Here is a 21,504-nt window from a genome sequence, read left to right as displayed (position 1 = left end):
TTTTTTCTGCGAAATTTGTAAAAATATTACATATAAAGTACCTTTTGTTACATCTTTACAATTTTTCAGACAATTTATGATAATATTTTTACAATACAAAAAACGAGGAGGTTCTATATGAAAACAAAAATTAAAAGTTTAGTTGAGAAGACAAATATTAAAATACTTTCTTCACTTGCTACATTTGCATTAGTTATTACTACCATTGCATCTAATCAGAGATGTTGGTATGTATTACATGAAGAAATATTACCTAAAAACAGTAAAAAACTTAGGAAATTTTAGTTATGTCCGTAGCAGACTATTTAGTTAACAAGATGCTGCAAAAAAATATTGTTGTTGATGATAAAGAGATTTATATTTATGGATTAAATAATGGCATTATGATACTAATAAATTTTATGACAACATTCTTTCTTTCATTTATGATGCAAAAAACATTTATTTTGCTATTTTTTCTTGTTTCGTTTATACCATTACGTTCATACTGTGGAGGAATACATTGTAAATCTCGCATTCTTTGCTATTTATTTTCCAATGTTATTATTCTACTCTTATTGAACATTCAAAATTTGTTTTGCAACAATATTATCATTTTTCTCTTAATTTCTTTTGTGAATTTTATTTATTTATTTTGCATTAAAACAACCGGTAATCAGACTCGTTATTTGGATAATTGCGAAATCATAAGATATACCAAAATAAAACGTATTATTCTGTTTTCTATTGCCATTATTGGGATAACTCTGATTGTAATAAACTTTTTTCTATATGCTACTACACTTTTCTCATCAATAAATCTAGTAGCCCTATTAGTTATACTTGAAAAGATAAACACTGTTTTTATGTCAAAAAATATTGAAATATAAATACATAATACTGTTGCTAAAATTTATTAATTTCTTTACTACCAGCAAACACCGATTTTGGGTGTTGCTGGTTTTCTTATTTTATCTTAAGCATCACATTAGCATAATAAACAAATTTGCTCTATTTTCCCGGTCTGCATATCATCACCAGTCCACCATTATGATAATTCCCCAAGCATACTCCGTGTGCCTCATCTACTGCCTCAACCATCTTTCCGTTACCTACATAAATCCCCACGTGGCTGATGTTTTTGTATCTTCCATTGGTTGTGTAACTATAAAATATCAAGTCTCCAGGCTGTAAATTTTCTTCCTTTACGCTTTTATCCTTCAATCCCTTCGCTTCTGCAGCTGCAGTTGTTGAGCCACCAAATGCTATGTCAATGCCTTCTGATTTCCATGCGTAGTATGCCAGCGAACTACAATCAAATGCCTTTCCACTATTTCTTAAGTTCTGACTATACGGATATCCTACCTTAGACAATACAAATGATGCCACGGTCTTTTGTATTGGGTTTGTTATTTTGTCTGTTATGCTTATTATTTCCTGTGGGGTAAGGCTTCCCTGCAAGCCACTTAGCTGACTTCCACCTGTCTGACCACCTGACGGATTACTTGTGACGCAAGCACTCATTAGTTGATTAAGTGTTGCCTGCCTTTCATAATCAAACTGATACTTCTCTGACATTTCCGTGTAGTTTTTTAAGGTTATTCGTATCTCAAGATACTTTTTCTTCTTTTTTCCTTTTTTCTCTGTTATCTTTTCTGTTGTATACTTGCACATGTCATCAAACACTGCCTTTAAATTCTGCTTGTTTGTTTCATTCATTTTTGTTGCCGTGTTTTCGTAACCATATTCCACCATGTACACACACATTATGTCATAGTAGTTTGAAGGCTCGCTGTTCATTCCCTCGTAGTCCACATACACCTTTCTTCCCTCATCCGCATTCTTGTGTTCATCCACCAATGTCTGTATTTCCTGATTAAATTCAGATACATACTGCGTTGTTACTGTCTGTATTGTATCTCCACTTTCAAGTGGTGGAAGAAAGATTGCAAATGGTGAATTATATAGCACTGCTATGATTGCAAACACAATTCCTGTTGCGACCATTACCACTACTAGTATTGGAACTACCAATGGTGCAAGCAAGGATGCCACCTGCTTAATCATATATGCCATCTTGTTTTTTATCAGGCTTCCTGCAAGTTTGAATATGCTGTCATTTTGCTCATCACCGGGCTTTAGTTTGTCCATGAAATATTTCATCATCCTGCTTTTTTGCTCTGCCCTGTAAAATGTGTTTTCAATCTTCATTCCCACTGCTTCACCTGCAGCCATTCCAATTAATGTGCCTTCAGGACCGGCAACTGTAGTACCGGTTTTTACTGCAAGTTTTGTACTTTCCTTGGTAACTTCCTTTGTTGCATCCTTGGCTACCTTTTTGGATGTTTTCTTTGCTACATTTTTTGACGCATTCTTTGCTGACTTTTTGGCAAGTTCTTTACCTTTGGTTGATGCTTGCTTTCTGATTCTCTTGCCTGCCACTTTCTTTTGTAGTTTTGACGTGTTTATCTTTTTTCTAATTCGATTCCCCTCACTTATTGCCCCTTTTACAGGTCTTATTGCAATGCCTGTTGCCTCAAATGCTCCATCAATGTTTTCACCACCCTCAACGTTTTCAGTAATAGCTGATTCAGCCATTATTCCTGCTAAATTTACACTTCTTTTGGCTCTGGTTGTTATTGTTTTGTTGTCACTCTTTGTTTCATTCTTTTTATGAATCTTTCCGGTCTTTTTCTTGTGTATTTCTGTCTTAACTTCTTGCTCCTTGTTTATTTTCATGTTGTCCTCCTTGATTTTGAGTAAAAATTAACGCCAAATTAGTTCCTTGCTAACTTGGCGTTTATATCTTATTTATTTTTCTTTTCATTCGTAATAAAAACTAAATTTTTCCAAACTATATCCATAATCAATTACTATCTACACTCCTCCTATTTCCATCTTCTCATACAAATTAGTGTTATACAGCTTGTACAACTCGCTGTCCTTTGTTATCACATTATCAAATGGCACCATCCTACTTCCGCATTTTATAAGCCCGCATCCTGACGGTGAGTCTATCACGTAGTTAAGCTGCTCCTCTGATATTTCCAGTGCCTCCACTATCTTTTCTATATCCTTGCTTGACTGATTTAAAAGAAGTATGAATGCTGAGTTTGAAAGCATTGTGGTGCTTGTCTCACTCATTAAAAGGTCCACAATGTTCTGTGTGATTCCTGTACACAGTCCTCCCTGCTTTCTTACCTTCTTCCACATCTGTCTAAGGTATTCCGCACTGAATGGTGAATTAAGGAGCACATGCACTTCATCTATGTAGAACCATGTTGCCTTTCCGTGTTCTCCGTTTTGTATGATTTTCTGCTGTATTGTCTCCATCATCACAAGCATTGCAAGTGGGGCAAGTGATTCTCCAAGGTCCCTTATTCCGTAAACAATGAATCTGTTGTTTACGTTTATGTTTGTCTGATGATTAAATATGTTAAGTGCGCCTGTCACAAATATTTCAAGTCCAAGTGCAACGTCCCTTGCTTCCTTATCTTCCTGTTCAAGTAACTTATTATACAAATCTTCCATTGTTGGAACATACTTTTCCTTGCTACGTGCAATTTCCATATAAAGGTCCTTAACACATCTTGAAATAATTGAACGCTGCTGTGGTGTGATTTCCTTCATTATCTGCTCACAGATACTTAGCATAAACTGACACTTGTCTCTAACCCATCCCTTGCTATCTAATATGTCAAGGTTCCATACATCCATATCCATAGGGTTTATATAATTTCGTGTATTGTTTGATATATTGATATATGTGCCATCATACTTTTCAACCACATCTTCATATTCCCCCATCGGATCCACGCAGATAACATTATCCTTTGTTGAAAGTAAAACTGAACCCATTTCCATCTTTGCCTGAAACGACTTTCCTGCACCGGACACGCCAAATATGAATCCGTTGCCGTTTAACAATTTCTTTCTGTTTCCAACAATGATGTTCTTTGAAATCTGGTTTACCCCATAATAAATTCCACCCTTATCGCAAATTTCCTGAACATTGAACGGCATAAGAACTGCAAGACTTTGTGTCAGCATTGTTCTCATAGTTTCAATCTGTCGCACACCTATTGGAAGTACTGTATTAAGTGCTTCTCTCTGTTTGTACTGACAAATATCAATCGAACATCCTGCTCCCCTTGCTATTGAATCAACAGACTCACATATACTGTCTAATTCTTCAATATTTTCAGCCATAACTACCATCGTCACTCCCACAAAGAATAAGCTTTCATCATTCTCTCTAACATTGTTCATAATATCCTCAATATCTGCCTTTTGTCTTCTTGTTGTGTATGAAATTTCTGATGAAAAATCATTATTCTTATTTCGTGTTTGCTGCTGTTTAATAATATTTGACTCAATGCCAAGATATTTCTTTTGAAGAATTCTCATTGTCATATCCTTTGGTACCGGAACCACATCAACACTCGTTATTGAATGAATAGGTAAAAAAGTTAGTTCCGTAAAAAATCTGTCTGATAAATATGTAGGATACTTCTTGATGTAAAGCACTCTGCATACCTTGGATTCATCTTCATAATAATCCTGATAAAACTTAAGTTTTGAATTACAAATGTCATTTCTAAAATCTGTTCCCGTTTTCTTGCCTTCCTTAATATCAAAATCAAATTCTTCTTCTCTTCCTAATCTGTAGTAGTCATGAAGAATCTTTAATCTTTCATTTCCAGAAATAGGAATTAATTTAGAACCAAGCTCCGCAAAATTTTTAAATAAAGAATTTTCAATTGTTGTAAACTGTGCCTTTGCTTCCTCAAAGTTCTTTCTCTCTATGCTGATTGTTATGTATCTTTCTTGCTCTATTCCCTGTCTTCCTTCTAATATTTTTTCTTCAATGATATTGTTATAACTCTTACGCATTTTATCGAAACCATCCTGTTCATACGAAAGCATTACGTCTTTCTTTAACAGTTCCATATCTTTATTCTTGTTATTGACCGTAATTTTAAATGTACAATCAAATGAATTGAGGCATTTGCAATATCTTTGAAAAAAACTTTCCTGTTCATTTTCTGTTCTGGTTGCATAATTCACATCACTAAATCTATACGTCTTTGAGTATCTTCCAACTGCCACTTCAAATATTCCACATTCAGAAATTTTCATAATTTCTATTGTCTGTTGAACAGATTTTGGTGTCTTGTATAGTGGCTCTGATGCCTTTTTGAGTAATGTGAAATTGTCCTTAAATAATCCCATCGTTATCCATCCTTTCTCTTTTTCTTCTTAACACGACTATCATTAACGTAGCCTTTATCCTTTTTACTTGCTCTACTACCATTCTTTAATTTTCTTGATTTCTTATCTGCTATTTTCTACTTATTTAATTCTTCTGCCTGCAACTCCTTTAACATTTCTTCACCTTCTTCTGAAATGTAAGTAAGCTGTGGACTCATAAATAAACATTTGAATTTTCGTTTCATCATCTCTGTGAAACTCATTCCCTGATATTCATAAAATCCATTTAACGCAATTGGTGCCACTACAGGTATCGCTATGTATACTGATACTGTTAATCCAACATACTTATATGTTGAAAGTACAATGCCTGCTCCTAATGCCAATGCAATTACTGAATATATCAGTTGTTTTGCTGTAAGTCCCATTACTATTGATTCTTTGTATCTTTCGATATCCTTATTTATTGAAATGTTCATTTTGTCTCCTCTCTATAATCCAAGCATCTTACTTGTTAAGCTTTGCGCTCCCTTTACTGAACCTACTGTCATTGCTACACTAAATGTCAATTCACACATGTACATCAGTGCTTTTGTCCAATCTGCATAATCGCTTGTAAAAGTTGGTAATCCTGCATTTAAGAATGCATTGCATACTATGATTGCTAATGCCATTGTTACTGCTTCAAGTAATACTGCAAGAAAATGCTTTGCATATGTTACTGCTGTGTGACTTACCATTCTATTTCCACTAGTTGTTGAAAATGCAATTGCACCAAACGGCACTATTACTAATATTTTTAGGAATCTGAAGTACACTGTGTAAACAATCATAAATCCACAGAATATAATTACTAACGCAATTATTACTGCTAATATCATCATTAAAAGACTCTCTCCGAATCCTAAACCTTCAATTATGTCCTGCTGTTCTTGTGGTATCTTTAATTTTGTAGTTCCACTATTTGTGATGAGTCCTACCAATGTTCCCACCGACTGAAAGAAAGCTTTCATTATTGTTACATTATTTGCTACCAGCCATTCTGCTATGCCTAATCTCATAAGCATCCTAAGTACTGTTTCAAAACGTATTTCTTCTTTTACGTCAATGCTTTCTGAACAAAAACCTATTACAAAGAATAGAACCACCAGTGATGAACCTACACCCACAAATATGGGTTCAATGTCACTTATGACTCTCCAAGGTCCACCTCCTTTGAATTCTGTTGGGGATTGCCCCAACAGTTCAAATACTAACGCTATCTTATCATTCCAAAAGGCTACAACAGTTTTAAGAAGGTCTAGGATTACTCCGCCTAAGCTGAATATATCCATACTTCAATTCCTCCTAAAAGCCTAATACTCCAAGTACAGATGTAATTCCTGCCATCATGGCACCACCGGCAATTCCCTTAAGTGCTGAATTCATTGTTGCTGAATCGTTGTGCTGATATGCCTGTGCAAACTCCATTACATTCTTTGCAAGAATTATTACACCTACAGCACCAATTACGGATAATAGTAATGTCTTAAGGCTATCTAATGGCTTTGTTACTGAACTTGTATCAGTTGCAGCCATTACTGTACTTATCTGTGCGCAAGTCATAAATGCACTTGCAGTTACTACGTTTACCAATTTCTTTAGTTTTTTCTTTATCCTCTTCATATCGCTTAATCTCCTTTTATTTTCAAATAATTTTTTCTTCTACTTTTCATTTCTTCTACAGTCGTTGTTGGGTACAGATAACTTAAAATAACAGAAAGTTTTATGTGTGCATCCAATGCCTTATACAATTCTTCTATCTGATTTGGTTCAAATTCCATATCAACCAAACGACTTGTCATCTCTTCCTTCAATTCTTCATCTGATAAATTCTCTAGCATTTCCTGTCTGGTAATAACCTGATATTCATCATCTGAATTATTACTATCTGTCACTTTGTTTTCAGTTCCGGTAACATTTGTTCCTTCTCCAAAATATATTTGACTTGCATCTCCAAGCATCATTATTTCTTCTATGCTAAGATCCATTATCTGTATTTTTTCATTTTGTTTCTTATTGTTTATTAGTTCCTTAATTTGATTTTCACTCATAATAGTCAGTATTGATTGTGTTGATGCCACCGGTATGTGTACATACGGTTTTGCTCCACCATCTTCTGTTTCCTTAAACCTTTTATGTTTCATAGGTATGTATTTATCATCAAATATTGGATCAAATCCTCGTATAAATATTAAGCATTTCTTATTGCTCATATTTCTCACTTCATCCGGAGTCATCAACTCTCTACCCAAGACATCATAATTTCTACTTGAACTACCGTGAATTCCTCTTGTTTCTCCATTTGAGCGTTTATCAATGGTACTCTTTCCTAGCATTTCGGAAATATATTGATGAGTTGATTTTTCATTTCCACCCAGATAAACCAATGTGTCACAGTTACCTGTGATAGTCTCCCATGTGTCCTTGAACAATGCCTTAATCTGTGCAAGATTCTGAATTATTATTGTGCTACTTATTCCCCTGCTTCGCATTGTAGATAACAATGAACAGAAGTCTTCCGGTAATGCAACATTTGCAAATTCGTCCATCAGTAAAGTAACCTGCAGTGGAAGTTTCCCACCATACTTAAAATCTGCCTGAAAATATAATTCCTGAAATAATTGTGTATACAACATTCCTATAATAAAGTTGTAAGACTTATCTGAATCCGGAATAATACAAAACAAAGCTGTTCTTGTCTTCAGGTCACCATTTACTCCTATTCCTAATTCTTCAAGTTTTAAATCATCTCTTGATAAAACTCTTAGGATTTGTGGGTTCTCTAACAATGCAAGTCTTGCGTTAGCACTGATAATAATTGATCTGACGGTATCTCCTGCAGCATCCACTACCTTCATATACTGTTTATATGCTGGATGATTTGAGCCCATAGAACTTTTCTTCGCAAGATTCTTTATCTTAATTGTCAGCTTACTATCCTTACCTTTCGGATCCACCTTTGCTTCTGATAATAATTCCATTACAGTTCGAAAGTTCTGTTTTTTTTCTGGCATTTCCAACCAAACATAATAAATTAATGACTGCAATAATAATCCTTCTGATTTTGTCCAAAATGGATCGGTTGGTGCACCATCCTTTGGTGTTGTATTGCTAATAATGTTTGTTACAAGTTTGATTACATCATTTTCTTCTCGAATATATCGGAACGGATTGTAACAATCTGATTTTGACATATCAATTAAATTAATTACCTTAACGTTATATCCATTTTTCTTTAACATGTTTCCTGTAAACCTTGCCACCTCACCCTTTGGATCAGTACACATAAATGAACCATTTGGTAATAATTGCATAATGTTTGGTTTTACCATAAAAAATGTCTTTCCTGCACCTGAACCACCAATGACCAACAAGTTATTGTTAATCATTGTTCGCCTTGTGTCTGTGCTCATTCTCACATGTTTACTGAGAATCCTGTTTTTTTCTTTATCTTTGTCAGCCAATCTTTTATTTACCATTTTTATGTTTGCAAACTTTGCTGTTCCGTATTCCTTACCAATCATTAATTTTCTTTTATTGGTTAAATACATAAGAACAGCCATTCCATATATAATTAGACCATAGACTATTGCTTTATCAGTGTTAGTGTTGTAATAGTTTCTTGATGGGTGCTGTAAGGCAAAAAGAAATGTGTCTGTAAATGTGGTTATATCCATTCCCTTGCTCCACACTCCATTTAGCACATATGAAACATAAGCACTAGCTATGGCTCCAATCGTTATTCCAAAGTAAGTAATTTTACCAGTCTTCATAGTCAATTACCTCTTTATCCTAACCTCGGGACTTGAAGTCCCGAGGTTGGACTTTGACTTATTAATTTGTACTGACTTAGATTTATTTTTTCTTCTTTTATTGATTTGCTGTTGTCTCATTGCCCGGTACTTAACTTCATCTGATACCCCATCGTAATGAGCATTCTTAAGTTGTAATCCCTTAACTTTTTCTACAATGTTGTCATCCTTATCAAGAATTTTATATTCCTCATCTTTTTTGAAAAATACATAAAATGTCTTTCCATCATTGATTGGAATTGCATCATCTTTATCAATCCATACATATCTTGCACTTGCTCCATATGTATTCGGAATCCTCATTTTTAATTGTGTAAGATTTTCCTCCATGTATAACTTCTTTGCTACTGTCACATCTACCAAACGATCATCCTCTAATTTTGCGTTGTAATCTAAGTTTCTTGATATGCTATTTATTTGACTTTTCTTTTCTTCACTGGGTGTAATGCTTTTATCACTTCTTAACACATTATTATGTTGAAGATAATCTGTTATTTTTTCAAAGTCTCCATCTTTACCATTTTTAACATAATCAACCAAATCCTCTATGCTGCCACTTCCCATTTTTTCTATGAGTGCATTTATTCTTGGTGTTGCTTCTGTATGGAACAATATCTCCATCATCCCATCATCTTTGTTAATGTCCGGAAGTTTTGAATAAAGCAGTCCATACTTTTTTGCAACCTTTGAGAATTTCTTATAATCAGTTTCTTTTATTTTAAGAACCTGTAAGTTTCCATCCCTACTTATCATTTTCTTAAGCGATGTCCTTCCTTGAAGTTTTTCTCTTGTAAGAAGAGCATATAGAAAAATAGTGAGGTTCTTTACTTGTTTTGCTGTAGCTCCAGTTACATTCATTCCAAATCTTAATCCGTCAAACTCTAATCTTATAATCTGTATTGCCTGTGAAATTTCGTCTGCCATTTAACTATCTCCTTTCTTGTTGAGCATTATTGCAATTTCAATAATGGTTGCCATTGCTTTTTCATCTTTCTTACAACTTATTAGTGAATCTATCTGTTTTTCTGACAATCCACTTTTTATTGCATTCTTTATCTGTTTCATTTGTCCTATGGTTAAATCTCCATTCGATAATCTTTCCACAAGATTGTTGTTATACTTCTTGGATAAAAATAATCTTTTGATTAATTCCAAAGGTGCACGCTTTGGAACATGCTTCTCAATCTCTATTTTTCCATCTGCCTTTGAAGCAACAGCATCTGTTATATTCTTAGAACCAGTGTTTCTAACTCTTATAACTTCTAATTCACTATCAAAATCTTTTCCATCCACCATTTAATCATCTCCTTTTCACCTGCTTTTTATCTATGTCACGTTCCTTATTTTCTACATACTCTCTTTGTAATTCCTTTTCTTTAATTTCTTTCAATATTCTGTAACCTGTACTAATTTCTAATCTCAATTTTTTTATTTGAGATTTGTTCTCATTCATTAACTTTTCGTAATGTTCCTTAAGTTTCTTCACTTCTTTGAAAGATATGTTATTTTCCTTTAATACTTGTTTTGCTGCTTCGACAACCTTAGCTGATTCCCTAAATGTTTCATCTCCTGTTTTATAAAACATATAGGCATTCTTTTCATTCTCTATAACATTTACTGCATTAAATACTTCAAAATGTTTTTCCATTTCTTCAGTTATGACATCTTTCGCCTTATTAAGGACACCTATCTTGTTTCTTATTTCTGATTGCACCTTTGGTATTTCTTCTGCTTTATTAATGTCATAATGAGATAGATACAGATATTGTCTTTGCAAGTATTCAAATCTCTTTACATCTCTTTTATATTTCCATGCCTGAGAGTAAGGTCTTTTCTTAATTTTTCCTAATTGATACATCATTCTAAAATACTCTTTTTGCAGACCTGTCAGTTTGCGTTTCCTGATTCTGTTGGACTTAAAACTATTGATACGTGGAGCCCCGATAATCTCTGAACGTCTATATGACTTAAGGTCTTCCTTTGTAATACGAACTTTTATTTCTTCTTCACTATATCCCTCTCCTAGTGTTTTCAGTCTTCTGAATTTTTTCATTTCAGGGGGCTTTATGGCTAAATACTTTCCATACTTTATCTGATATCCTTGATTTTCCAGTCCTACTATGAATGACTCAAAATCATAAGCTCTTATAATATTTGCATCAATGTCCTTCTTTATTTGATCATTCCATACAAAAGGTCCATCTTTTAGCTGATCCCATTCCTTGTTGTTTTTTATTTCTTCTTTGTCTTTTCGCACTTCCAGTTTATTTAGCCCATATTTTTCACAAATTCTATCTACTCTGGATTGAATGTCTCTTTCCCAATCGCCCTTTTTGTAGTGATATTTATATCCGTCTGTGAATCTGACACTATTCCAGATAATATGACCATGAATATGACTTGTATTGTTATGCACTGCATACACTGCTTCATAATCACTTTCCAGATACTCGTTTACAAATTCCTGAATAACCTTCATGGCTGTATTTTCATCACATTCATTTTCTTCAAACGAAATTATGAGATGATACCCTTGCCTTTTATCTATTTTTCCAAAAAGTTTTTTTGTAGCTTTCATATTTTCATATGCGTCTTCTTTTATGCAATTAACACTTCCGGTAAGTAAACCATTCATGGTCTTTTCATCTTTTAAGATATAGTTAATAGCCACTTGCAAATGTGAGCTGCTCGAATGCTCATGGCTATTTATGTGAAGAATTCTACTTATAGCCATATTTATTCATTACTTCTCCTAATTTCATATTAAGTGTTCTCATATACTCTATAAGTCTTGTTTTGTCAGACTCCAAGTACAAACCACTATTGTTATTTCTAACTATCTGATTAATGTTGTGACCAATGTAATTGACTTCATTAATCAATTTCATAATCAACTTTCTAAGTTTGGGATCTGTTGCATCCCTACTCAGTGCCATAAATCTCATATATGTAGAAAATTTCATATTGTTATCTATAGCTCTCTCCATAATCAAGTTGTATTCTCTGTTGCTAAATCTAATCAGCCTTGAAATATCTCTACTTTGTTTGCTCACAAATTTCACCTTCTCTCTTTCTCAAATTTTTCTAATAGTTCACTTTTTTCGATTTCCGATAAGTGGGGTATGTCTAATGCAAGATACGCATTTGTATATACAAATGCATTCTTGTTAGGAAAAATCCTAAAACCTCTATATTTATCTGGTCTTTACTTCCTCTGCTATCCTTATGTCTTTGTCTGTCTTGAAGTTTAAAAATTCTAGCTTATCTGAATATACTTTGCTTTTACTAAAATTAACTAGCTTCTTATTTCTTAAGCTGAAATACCTCCCTTTATCCGGACCAACAATAATGTGGTCCAGAAGAGGTATTCCTACAAGATTGCAAATTTCAACAAGCTTTGATGTTGTCCTAATATCTTCCTTTGAAGGCTCCAATATATTGGAGGGATGATTATGCAGAACCATCATATTTGCTGCATTAGATAATATTGCTGACTTAAGTATTTCTCTTGGTGTGGCAATGGTAGTATCTACAGCTCCAATGCTTACAAGATTAAAGTTAATAGGTTGAAGCTTGCTGTTAAAATTGATTACACACAATGCTTCCCTATCTAAGTCCCTTATGTAGTCTCCAACTACCATTGCTACCTTTTCAGGAGAAATAAGTTGTTCTTCTGATAACAGAGGTCGTTCTTTAACAAGTCTAATTGATACCTGCTTTATCTTTTCCATCCGTTACCACCTCAACTTTAATGACAAACTCTTCATCCTGATTTAAATTTGAAATTTTAATTTTTATAACCTCCTTCAATTTTTTCTCATAATCCACTATGACTATCTTCCACCTCTTTCTGTGTTTTCTCTTACACCAAGATCCACATCATCAAGACTCTTGTTCATTGTGTCTGTTGCAAGTCTTAATGTCCTTAAGTCCTTGTCATAGTGATAAACCTGATTTGAAAGCCTATCATTAATATCAACCTGCTCCATATTGATTTCATAAACCATTTCTGCAAGTTCCTCCGGTTCTCCAAAGTTTGAAGAAATAGCAATAACTTCATGTGTGCTAGACGGTAAAATGTAAAGGTCTGAACCAAGTTTTTCAGATAGTTTATGAAGTGGTTCCTCATACAACATTGATGCTGCCCCAAACAATTTTGATGCGTTTGATATAACATACATTGAACGTTCATCCGGAACATCATTAACAACTTCTTCAAATTCTTTACTCATTTCTGCATCAAGTTCTCCTACATCAAATATAATTTCCGCAATGACTTCATTCATATTCTTAACAGTTACAGGAAAGAGATTTTTTGTATTTTCATTTGCAGCCTTAAACAATTCTTCTTCTGTAACACCTTCTTTTTCAGTCAATTCATTGTTTATTAGATTTGTATAAACACCATCAGAACCTGCTCCAATATTCCATCTGTATACTATTGCCAAATCTTCAAACTCACGATGTGGCACAGTCTCTAATAATTCTCTATTCTGCTCTGCATTGATAAGAGTAAAGAATACATTTTCCATCATCTTTGATGTGTTTATTGCATCTTTTGCAATATCCTTGTCAAAACTATTGATTGCTGTTTCCATTGTTTCTCCAGCTCTATCAATCACTGTCTCAAAGTCACCATTTTTTTTATATTCTTCGAATAGGTCATTAACATAAATTGTAGGGGATGCATTACTAAGTCCTGGAATTTCACGCAACATAAGTCCCTCCACTGCTCTGTTTGTCTTTTTTGTTTCTCTAATATCCACTATGCAATCCTTATATTTTGAACTCATATGATCTGTAATTTCATCTTTAACTTTTTCTTTGAATTCTTCGTAATTTAACATTGATTTTCCTCCATAATTTTCTTAATACTTTATTTGTTATAAATAAACTTAATTTGCACCTACACATTGTCACTACCTTTAATCTGGCGGACCATTTGCACTATTTTCCACAACTGCACCTCCTAACTTTTTACAAACAAAAAAACGCCCTACTAAATTACGGAAGACATACTGTCTCCATAATTCAATAAGGCGTTTTTTAATTATTATTTGAAGCTGTTGTAAAAGCATTTGCTCTCTCAAACTTCATAACTATATTCTACAGGTAAGTTAAAATTTTGTAAAAAACTAGTATGGTCTTTTTTACAGTTTTTTTGAGTCTAGTATGGTCTTTTTGTGGAAAAGTAAAACCTCGGGACTTCAAGTCCCGAGGTTTTACTTTTTCATTACGTTTTCTTTTCGTTCAAATAAAATCCTTATATAGATAAAATCAAAGAAATATAGTATTACAACTAATTTTATAAATGTCCACTATTATCAGTTCTATTTTATCAAATTCAGATGCCCCTATTTTCCAAAAATATTTCATATTTATTGTAAAAATAGCTACTATTTATCTGGCGTACCCTCCCTTTTCTGTTTTATGATGTCATCCAATTTTTCAATAAAATTCTGTGTATGTTTAGCTGCAATATTCTTTCTTTTTTCTTTATATTCTTGCATTACACAGTTCAAATCGTCTCTTAACTTTTTGAGTGAAATCATTGTGACTTGCATATCAATTTCTAGTGAATTAATATACTGTCCCCAAATTCCAATAAACCATTTAGAAAAAAGGCTTTTATCTAGATTATCTGCATTCTTAAATGCATTAATTGTAGCAGATTCCATCTCAAGAGAAAATATATTGTATCTCTTATTGCTCAGTTCTCTAAAAGCAACGCTTAATTCAGAACTAATCAAATCAATATAAAGCTTTTGATTTTTTTCATAAATCCACACATCATTTTCTCTAAACTCTTTTATAATCTGATATGCAGACCATTCATCTTCTGTAAAATATTCTTTACTTTCATCCTTGATTACTCTGTAAAAATGACTATCTTTTTTATCAGATTTAACCAAATATTTGATTTGATTTCTAATCCCCTCTCTCACCTTTTCCCAATCAATTGTAGGTAAATCAAAGTCATAGATTCTAGAATAGTAACAATTATCAAGAAAAAGAACATACTCATCTAGTGACAACTTTCCTGCATATGCTTCTACCAATAAGTCTTTAAATCCTTCATCAATTACTATTTCATCTACTTCAGGCAGTTTATGTGTTCTGATAATTTCAAGTGGAGTGGCTGCTTTCTCTTTATCCAAAAACAACTGTATCTCTTTTGATATAACTTCATCATTCCACTCCCCATTAATAATCCACTTTGAGAATCCATTCACAATAAAATTAGTATCAAATACTTCAGGATAAAGTTTTTCGACATTAAGATACTGAAACAAATCCCCGTATCTTGGGAATTTACAAATCAATCCTGCTTTATTCGTCATCATAAGACATGTAAAAGAGAGAAGCCAGTTACTACAGTCTTGAATATTCGCTTTAATCAACTTATTATATACACGTTCAAAATCTTGAATGGCACATTTAAAACTCCGTATATTATGCGGTCTTTGTGCTAACAAATCTCGAAGTTTTTCCTCTTCTTTTTGATATTCTTCTCTTTTCTTGTTACCACCAGGCTTATAATTTTCAGCCTTATACTGTTCAATGATTACGTTATCATTAAAATCTCCCGACAAAATTTTAACCAATAATTCCTTATTTTCTCTGAGAAACCCCTTATATTCTATACCACACGACATTGATTCTATAGAGTTAGAGACGATTTCTCCATAATCAGGAGCAAACGTAATAACTCTTTGCACTATTTTTTCTTTAATTTCGCGGTATGATAATTCATTATCTGATCCATCTTTTATTTTTTTTTCATTTGCAACTATAATCGTATTAAAACTCTGATTTTCACAGTAATCATTGATGCATCCCAGAAGATCTGTGTACGAAATATTTGCCCTCTCTAAGTCATCAAAAATAAGTATAACCTTTTTTTCAAGTATTGTATTACTTATAGGCACAAAATTAACTAAGTCCATAATAGAAGAAACTACTTCTCCTTTTTTTTGCAAATTTTCAGGCAAAAAATCCTTGATTGTACCAAATATTTTTTTATAAGAATCTGCAACCTTTGAAACATTTGTTCCATTCAGTTTTTCAACTTCACTTGCTTTACCCAACCATTTTTTCTTTACCTCGACTCTTAAATTATCTAAAGAATCTATACCAAATAAACTAACACACACAAAAACATATCTATCTCTCATTAATGGAATAAATTTGTTTTTAATAAGATATGTTTTACCACATCCCCACTCTCCAGATAGCATTAGGGCACCAACTGGATTGTTTATATCACAATAATTTTTTAACTCTTCAATTAAATCCATTTTATCCTCCGACTGCCAAGGCGGTTCTTAATTATCACATCATCTGAACAAACTTAAACAGATTTCTCCACAACTTTAAATTTGTATTTTGCTTAAAAACTTTAAACTATTATATCATATTTCCTTCCCCACCACCACAATTCTCCAGTCATCTTCTTTCCCATTATCGCAAGTAGACAACATCAGAATCTGTTCCTTATACTTAGGCTTTCCCCCTATATTCCACATGCTATGCTCCAGCACCTTTTGGACAAATTCATCATAGTCCTTCTCATCCCTTGCCATTATAAACTTCCAATATTTAAATTTTCTTACGTTCACACTCATAACGGCAAACACTTCATATTCTCTTCTTCTGTCCGTTGTGAAATATATCTTTCTGTGTCTATCGAAAAAATCCTTCTCCTTATACTGTTCCAGTGCTCCAAACATTTTTCCACCGTTTATGTTATGACCGTAAATAATTAGATTGTCAGATTTCTTTAAGTCACAATAAGCACTTAAGTATGGTGTTCCATAAAAGCTATAATTTTTATCAAAGTCATGATATAAATAATAGTTCGGATTATCCCTTGTCTGCATTATAGGATAACTTATGCTAGTTCCTGGCACTTCCAAGTATCCAATGCAGTCCTTGTTTTCTCCCTTTAGTTTTGTCACATTCATTGTTTTGTCTTTTTTCTCAGTAACACTTTCCTGTATTTCCTTAAATCCATTCTCACTTTTCCTCTCCGCTTCTTTTTCCTTTAAAAAAGGGACAGCTGCAATCACAGCCATCCCCAATAAAAGAAGTATCAGAGATATTTTAATCATTCTCTTCATTTTCCTTCTTCTCCTGTTTGAAATTGTATTTTGACTTGTCCTTTGCTCTCACGCATGCAAAACATCCAAGTGCCATTAATAATGAGATAAGTGAAATCATCATTCCTGCAGTCTTTCCCTTTATTCCTGTCTGTGGCGTGTCAGGTACTTCAGGTATTCTTTCATCAACCACTGTAAGCTTCTGAAGCTTTCCTGTGTCCCTTATCCTGATTTTCTTATCCTTTGCAACCTTGTAATGCTTTGGTGCGCTTACTTCCTTAAAGGTATATGTTTCTCCTGCCTTTAGGATTCCTTCAATGAGTTCAGAATTCTTGCCGGTTGTAAATTCATACACTTTCTTGCCCTTGCTGTCATACACCTTGTATTTTGCACCGCTAAGCTGCTTCTTTGTGTCTGATGCATTCTTGCTAAACTGAACCTTTATTGTGTCATCAGTCATGCTTACCTTCTGAACCTTTCCATCATCTGCCACGGTAAACTCAATGCTTTCTGCAGTTGCATAACCGTCTCTTGGCTGTTTTTCAGTTAAAACATACGTCTTGCCTACAGCATACTTACCTTCAATCACATGGCTTTCTTCCGTTGAAACCCATTCATCCATTACAACTCCTGTGTCCTTTTCAGTTACCTGCATGTGACATCCTGAAAGTTCCCTTCCGTTTGTAATGTCCTTCTTTGAAAATTCAATCTTTGTTGTGTCATCATACATTACCACCTGATTATCAATATTTTCCTTAAAGCTGTCTCCACTCTTAACATAAACCTTTGTCCTACAATTATTGCTACCACTTTCAACAAGCTTGAATGTAATGGCATCTGCAGTTACAAATCCATCTGCAGGTCTCGTTTCAGTTAATGTGTATTCCTTATCCTTAAGAAGTCCATTGATTTTTAATGCATAATCGTTATCTTTTTCGACATGAACGTTGGAATATCCCATTTTCTTAAGATTTTCATTTAACTTAACTGATGAAATGTCACCTGAAACCCAGCTTATGATTTCATTGCCCTTGTCATCATTTATCCTTAAATGACAGTCCTTGATTTCCACTGATGATGCAATCATTCTCTTGCTGATTACTGTTTCAGTCTGGTCTTCCTTAACCATTACCCTTGCTGAAACTGTTGCTGTTTCCTGATTCTTGTATTCAAGGTGAACATCATGCATTTCCCTGTCAATGTAATAGCTGCCACTTACACTCTGCTCTAGGAAATAGTAATTACCTGAATTTAATGCCTCATTAATAAGTTTTCCCTGCTCATCAACCTTGCCGTAACCTTCACCCATTACCGGCACATTAAATGGTATCTTTGCCACACCATTTTCATCTGTTGTGACTGTGGCAATTTTCTCTCCAGCCTTTACAATCACATTTCCTTTTCGGTTATAAATGTTGTCCCTTGAATAAAATCCAAACACTGCATCAGCTATGGATTCTCCTGTTCTTGAATCCTGCTTTTGAAGTGTGATGTCTGTCTTTACAAGTTCATTGTAAACATCTACCTTTCCATCCTTGGAATTTTCAGAAACATCAAGTACATATTCATCATCCTTGTTATTCCACTTAAAGCTTAAGTCCCATGATGCCTGTTTTGGAAGAACATAACCGTGCCTTGTCTTTACTTCCTTCAATGTGTATTCACCAAGCGGTACGTTTAATGTCATTGTGCCATCATCATTTACTGTGTAGTTGCAAATGCCATTACAGTCATTTGTAAACTCAGCCTTTTCACCTGTTGTAATTGTTGCCACAACTGAATCCTTCTTAAAAAGCACTGTTCCCTGATTATCCTGTGACATGATGTCTTCTTTTGCAGTAAGTTCAAACACAACACCGTTAAGCTTTACATCATCATAATCAAATGGATTTACATTGGCCTCCGTTGTTTTGTCAGTGCTGCTTAATGCTTCTTGCACCTTGTTTGAAACTACGTCAGTCTTGTCTGATGTATTATCGTTTGTTTTATTTTCTTCTACACCACTTTCATCATTTCTGCCACATAACTCCGGTCCCATCTTGTCTAATGTAAACTTTCCATAAGTCACATCATTGTAATACTCGCACTCTGCATAAAGATATTCATTTCCAAGCTCATCCTTCATTGTTTTGTATGAATTGCTGTTTATTTCAACAGTAACAGGACTCTCGTTTACCTTGTATCCTTCCGGTCCCTCGATTTCGTACACCTTGTATGATCCTGCCTTAAGCTTCTCATAGGTAATGATTTCTCCTGTTTCATCTGTTACAAATCTGTCAACGACCACCATTTTGTTACCGTTGCTGTACTTCTGTGTTACAAGAGTTTCATTTCCTTCCTTGTCTACCTTGTAAATCTGATATGTTGTGCCTTTCTTTAATACTGTCTGATGTGTCTTTGAATCCTTCTTTACAATTTTTAAATATGCCGTAAATTCAGGATTGTTTAATAAGTACTGATAAGTCTTACCGTTTTCAGTTACATTCACATAAAAGTCTGGACACTTTTCGGTATTGTCTGCTCCAATGGTCTGATGAACCACATATGTACCATATGGTAACTGTTTTGACTTGGCATAGCCGTTTAAGTCTGTTGTTAAGATGTCTCTTTCAGTGGCTTTTGCCTTGGCATAAGAGCCTGCACTTGCAAGATAAATCTGAAACTGTGCACTCTTTTCAAATGGCACAATGCCTGCAGTTCCGTTACCCATGCCCTTGATGATTGCCACATCACCCTTGATTGGCTTTTCTGAAACCTGCTTTTCAACCGAATTGTATTCTGCAGTGAATTTGGCACCGTCAGCCACAATGTCATACACCTTGTCATTCTTAAGATATCCCTTTGGCGGTGTGATTTCCTTTAGGTAATAAGTCTTTCCACATCTCATGTAGTCTGTTTCAAACTGGTAGTTCTTGTCTGTTGTATATGTATTAATAAGCTTTGTACAGGTTGCATCTGAATATACACCATACACTGCTCCTTCAAGTGTTGCATCACCCTGAGCAGTCTTGCCTGTTTCTTCATCAATCTTTACGGCAGTTAATTTCACCTTCTTGTACTTGTCCTTAAGAACAGGCTTGTATGCAAGCTTATAGTTACTATAAGTTCCTTCTGCAGTTTCAGGCCAATCACCATCATCGTTTTTAACCCAAGAATCAGCCTTAGTAAGTGTTACTGTCACTTTATTATTAGTTAAATCAGTCATCTTATTATTTCCCTTGTCTACCACAAAAGAAGTTAATAGGTTGTCGCTTCCTGAATTTACTTCCTCAATAACATATTTATTACTGATATCATTCATCTGGTCATCAAGGTCTGCTTTTTTTAATTTTTCTGCACCAGCCTTAGATAAATCAGATGCATAATTATATCCTTTATCATCCAATAGGTCTTTCATTTGCTTTTTGTCAGATGTACTCATCTTTGATAATTCATCATCAGAAACATAATAATATTTTTTTGAATTCAATACATATGTAAATCTAAATACAATTTTTCCGTTTGAATCTGTCATTACATCCTGACTAAACTTTGTTGCATCCTCATCCGCATCTTCTTTCACTGAATCTCCCCAACCATTATACTGATATGAATATAATTCCTTTATGTTTTTAGCTGTAAATCTAAAAGTAACTTTTGGAAGAGTAGTTCCATCTTCATCAACTTTTTCAAGTGTTATTCTTTGTCTATAATATCTTTTTCCACTTGTAGCTAAATATTTATATTCTTCATTAGTTGATTTTATTTGCAACAGTTTTTGAACTTCACTGTCATCCGTGGAGCCTGAATATTTCCAGATATAAATATCGCATTCCACTTTTTTCCCTACTTCAAAAATGTCCGAATATAACGTATCATCTTTATAATATCCTGTATTCTTTTTAACCTGATTAATTACACTTTTTAAATTACTTTCACTTGTGTATCCCTCTTCAACACTCCAGATAAGACACTGTGCATAAACCCAAGCCTTATTACTACCTTTTTTCACTTGATCATACCAATATCCAATCTTGGCTTCTAACTTATTCTTTGTGTTGGCATCATCACTACTAATTGTTTTTGATTCAGATTTGTAAGTGTATCCTGTATGACATGCTTTTCCCAAATCCATACAAAAAACCGGTTTTGAATCTACCTGCGTTTGAAGCCATGTTCCGCTCTCACTCTTTGAACCTATATTCACTGTTCCTAATTTTCCCAGTGATTCCAAGCTGGCAACTCCACTTGCAGCACTTACTGAAACCATTGGACAAACATTTGTTGTAATCATTACTGCAGCCAACAATCCTGCTACCATTTTTTTTATCTTCTTAAACATCTTATACCTCTTTCCTTTCTTGAAAAAGACAAAAAAATGC

17 protein-coding genes are annotated in these 21,504 nt (G+C 34.0%); 1 reads left to right on the top strand and 16 read right to left on the bottom strand.

All coding sequences use genetic code 11. The annotated features are described in order from the left end of the window. The first annotated feature begins 117 nt into the window (after nucleotides 1–117). Complete coding sequence (locus DWZ69_RS01825) at nucleotides 118–285, top strand: cyclic lactone autoinducer peptide (RefSeq protein WP_118435876.1); 168 nt, start codon at nucleotides 118–120, stop codon at nucleotides 283–285. Nucleotides 286–990: 705 nt separating this feature from the next. Here DWZ69_RS01825 and DWZ69_RS01815 read toward each other — a convergent pair. The 16 genes from DWZ69_RS01815 to DWZ69_RS01745 form a co-directional block, all read right to left on the bottom strand. After that, nucleotides 991–2,718, bottom strand: coding sequence for a C40 family peptidase (locus DWZ69_RS01815; RefSeq protein ID WP_118435872.1), 1,728 nt, complete (start codon nucleotides 2,716–2,718; stop codon nucleotides 991–993). 138 nt (nucleotides 2,719–2,856) lie between these two features. Then, nucleotides 2,857–5,211: a VirB4-like conjugal transfer ATPase, CD1110 family gene (locus tag DWZ69_RS01810; RefSeq protein WP_118435870.1), complete on the bottom strand. Its 2,355-nt coding sequence runs from the start codon at nucleotides 5,209–5,211 to the stop codon at nucleotides 2,857–2,859. Between the two features lie 116 nt (nucleotides 5,212–5,327). After that, nucleotides 5,328–5,669, bottom strand: coding sequence for a PrgI family protein (locus DWZ69_RS01805; RefSeq protein WP_243081025.1), 342 nt, complete (start codon nucleotides 5,667–5,669; stop codon nucleotides 5,328–5,330). 12 nt (nucleotides 5,670–5,681) lie between these two features. Further along, a complete protein-coding gene (locus DWZ69_RS01800; RefSeq protein ID WP_118435868.1) occupies nucleotides 5,682–6,524 on the bottom strand; it encodes a hypothetical protein in 843 nt (280 codons plus the stop codon). 13 nt (nucleotides 6,525–6,537) lie between these two features. Next, on the bottom strand, nucleotides 6,538–6,795 hold the full coding sequence (locus DWZ69_RS01795) for a hypothetical protein (protein ID WP_243081028.1): 258 nt from the start codon (nucleotides 6,793–6,795) through the stop codon (nucleotides 6,538–6,540). A 65-nt stretch (nucleotides 6,796–6,860) separates the two neighbouring features. Beyond that, the gene (locus DWZ69_RS01790; RefSeq protein WP_118435864.1) at nucleotides 6,861–9,005 is read right to left on the bottom strand and encodes a VirD4-like conjugal transfer protein, CD1115 family; all 2,145 of its coding nucleotides are present in this window, start codon (nucleotides 9,003–9,005) and stop codon (nucleotides 6,861–6,863) included. A 6-nt stretch (nucleotides 9,006–9,011) separates the two neighbouring features. After that, nucleotides 9,012–9,968 carry a PcfB family protein gene (locus DWZ69_RS01785; protein WP_118435863.1) on the bottom strand — a complete coding sequence of 319 codons (957 nt, stop codon included), beginning with the start codon at nucleotides 9,966–9,968 and terminating at the stop codon, nucleotides 9,012–9,014. After that, nucleotides 9,969–10,340 carry a hypothetical protein gene (locus tag DWZ69_RS01780; RefSeq protein ID WP_243081024.1) on the bottom strand — a complete coding sequence of 124 codons (372 nt, stop codon included), beginning with the start codon at nucleotides 10,338–10,340 and terminating at the stop codon, nucleotides 9,969–9,971. It abuts the gene before it with no gap. Nucleotides 10,341–10,344: 4 nt separating this feature from the next. Next, nucleotides 10,345–11,778 carry a relaxase/mobilization nuclease domain-containing protein gene (locus DWZ69_RS01775; RefSeq protein WP_118435861.1) on the bottom strand — a complete coding sequence of 478 codons (1,434 nt, stop codon included), beginning with the start codon at nucleotides 11,776–11,778 and terminating at the stop codon, nucleotides 10,345–10,347. Continuing rightward, nucleotides 11,765–12,097, bottom strand: coding sequence for a plasmid mobilization relaxosome protein MobC (mobC, locus tag DWZ69_RS01770; RefSeq protein ID WP_118435859.1), 333 nt, complete (start codon nucleotides 12,095–12,097; stop codon nucleotides 11,765–11,767). Before mobC ends, DWZ69_RS01775 begins: the two co-directional genes overlap by 14 nt. A 141-nt stretch (nucleotides 12,098–12,238) precedes the next feature. Further along, complete coding sequence (locus DWZ69_RS01765; protein ID WP_118435857.1) at nucleotides 12,239–12,775, bottom strand: JAB domain-containing protein; 537 nt, start codon at nucleotides 12,773–12,775, stop codon at nucleotides 12,239–12,241. Continuing rightward, the gene (locus tag DWZ69_RS12315) at nucleotides 12,747–12,872 is read right to left on the bottom strand and encodes a hypothetical protein (protein ID WP_279210250.1); all 126 of its coding nucleotides are present in this window, start codon (nucleotides 12,870–12,872) and stop codon (nucleotides 12,747–12,749) included. The genes DWZ69_RS01765 and DWZ69_RS12315 overlap by 29 nt, the downstream gene beginning before the upstream one ends. 5 nt (nucleotides 12,873–12,877) lie before the next feature. Next, nucleotides 12,878–13,891, bottom strand: a complete 1,014-nt coding sequence (locus DWZ69_RS01760) for a DUF5688 family protein (RefSeq protein WP_118435855.1) — start codon at nucleotides 13,889–13,891, stop codon at nucleotides 12,878–12,880. 549 nt (nucleotides 13,892–14,440) lie between these two features. Then, nucleotides 14,441–16,342 (bottom strand): P-loop NTPase fold protein, encoded by a 1,902-nt coding sequence (locus DWZ69_RS01755; protein WP_118435853.1) that lies wholly within the window; start codon nucleotides 16,340–16,342, stop codon nucleotides 14,441–14,443. Nucleotides 16,343–16,456: 114 nt separating this feature from the next. Beyond that, nucleotides 16,457–17,164, bottom strand: a complete 708-nt coding sequence (locus DWZ69_RS01750) for a class B sortase (protein ID WP_118435851.1) — start codon at nucleotides 17,162–17,164, stop codon at nucleotides 16,457–16,459. Then, the gene (locus DWZ69_RS01745; RefSeq protein WP_118435849.1) at nucleotides 17,148–21,464 is read right to left on the bottom strand and encodes a SpaA isopeptide-forming pilin-related protein; all 4,317 of its coding nucleotides are present in this window, start codon (nucleotides 21,462–21,464) and stop codon (nucleotides 17,148–17,150) included. Before DWZ69_RS01745 ends, DWZ69_RS01750 begins: the two co-directional genes overlap by 17 nt. Nucleotides 21,465–21,504: the final 40 nt, after the last annotated feature.

Origin of the sequence: Eubacterium sp. AF34-35BH (assembly GCF_003477765.1) — a bacterium.
In the GTDB taxonomy this organism is placed as follows: Bacteria; Bacillota; Clostridia; order Lachnospirales; family Lachnospiraceae; genus Eubacterium_G.
This window is presented reverse-complemented; position numbering and strand designations above follow the sequence as displayed.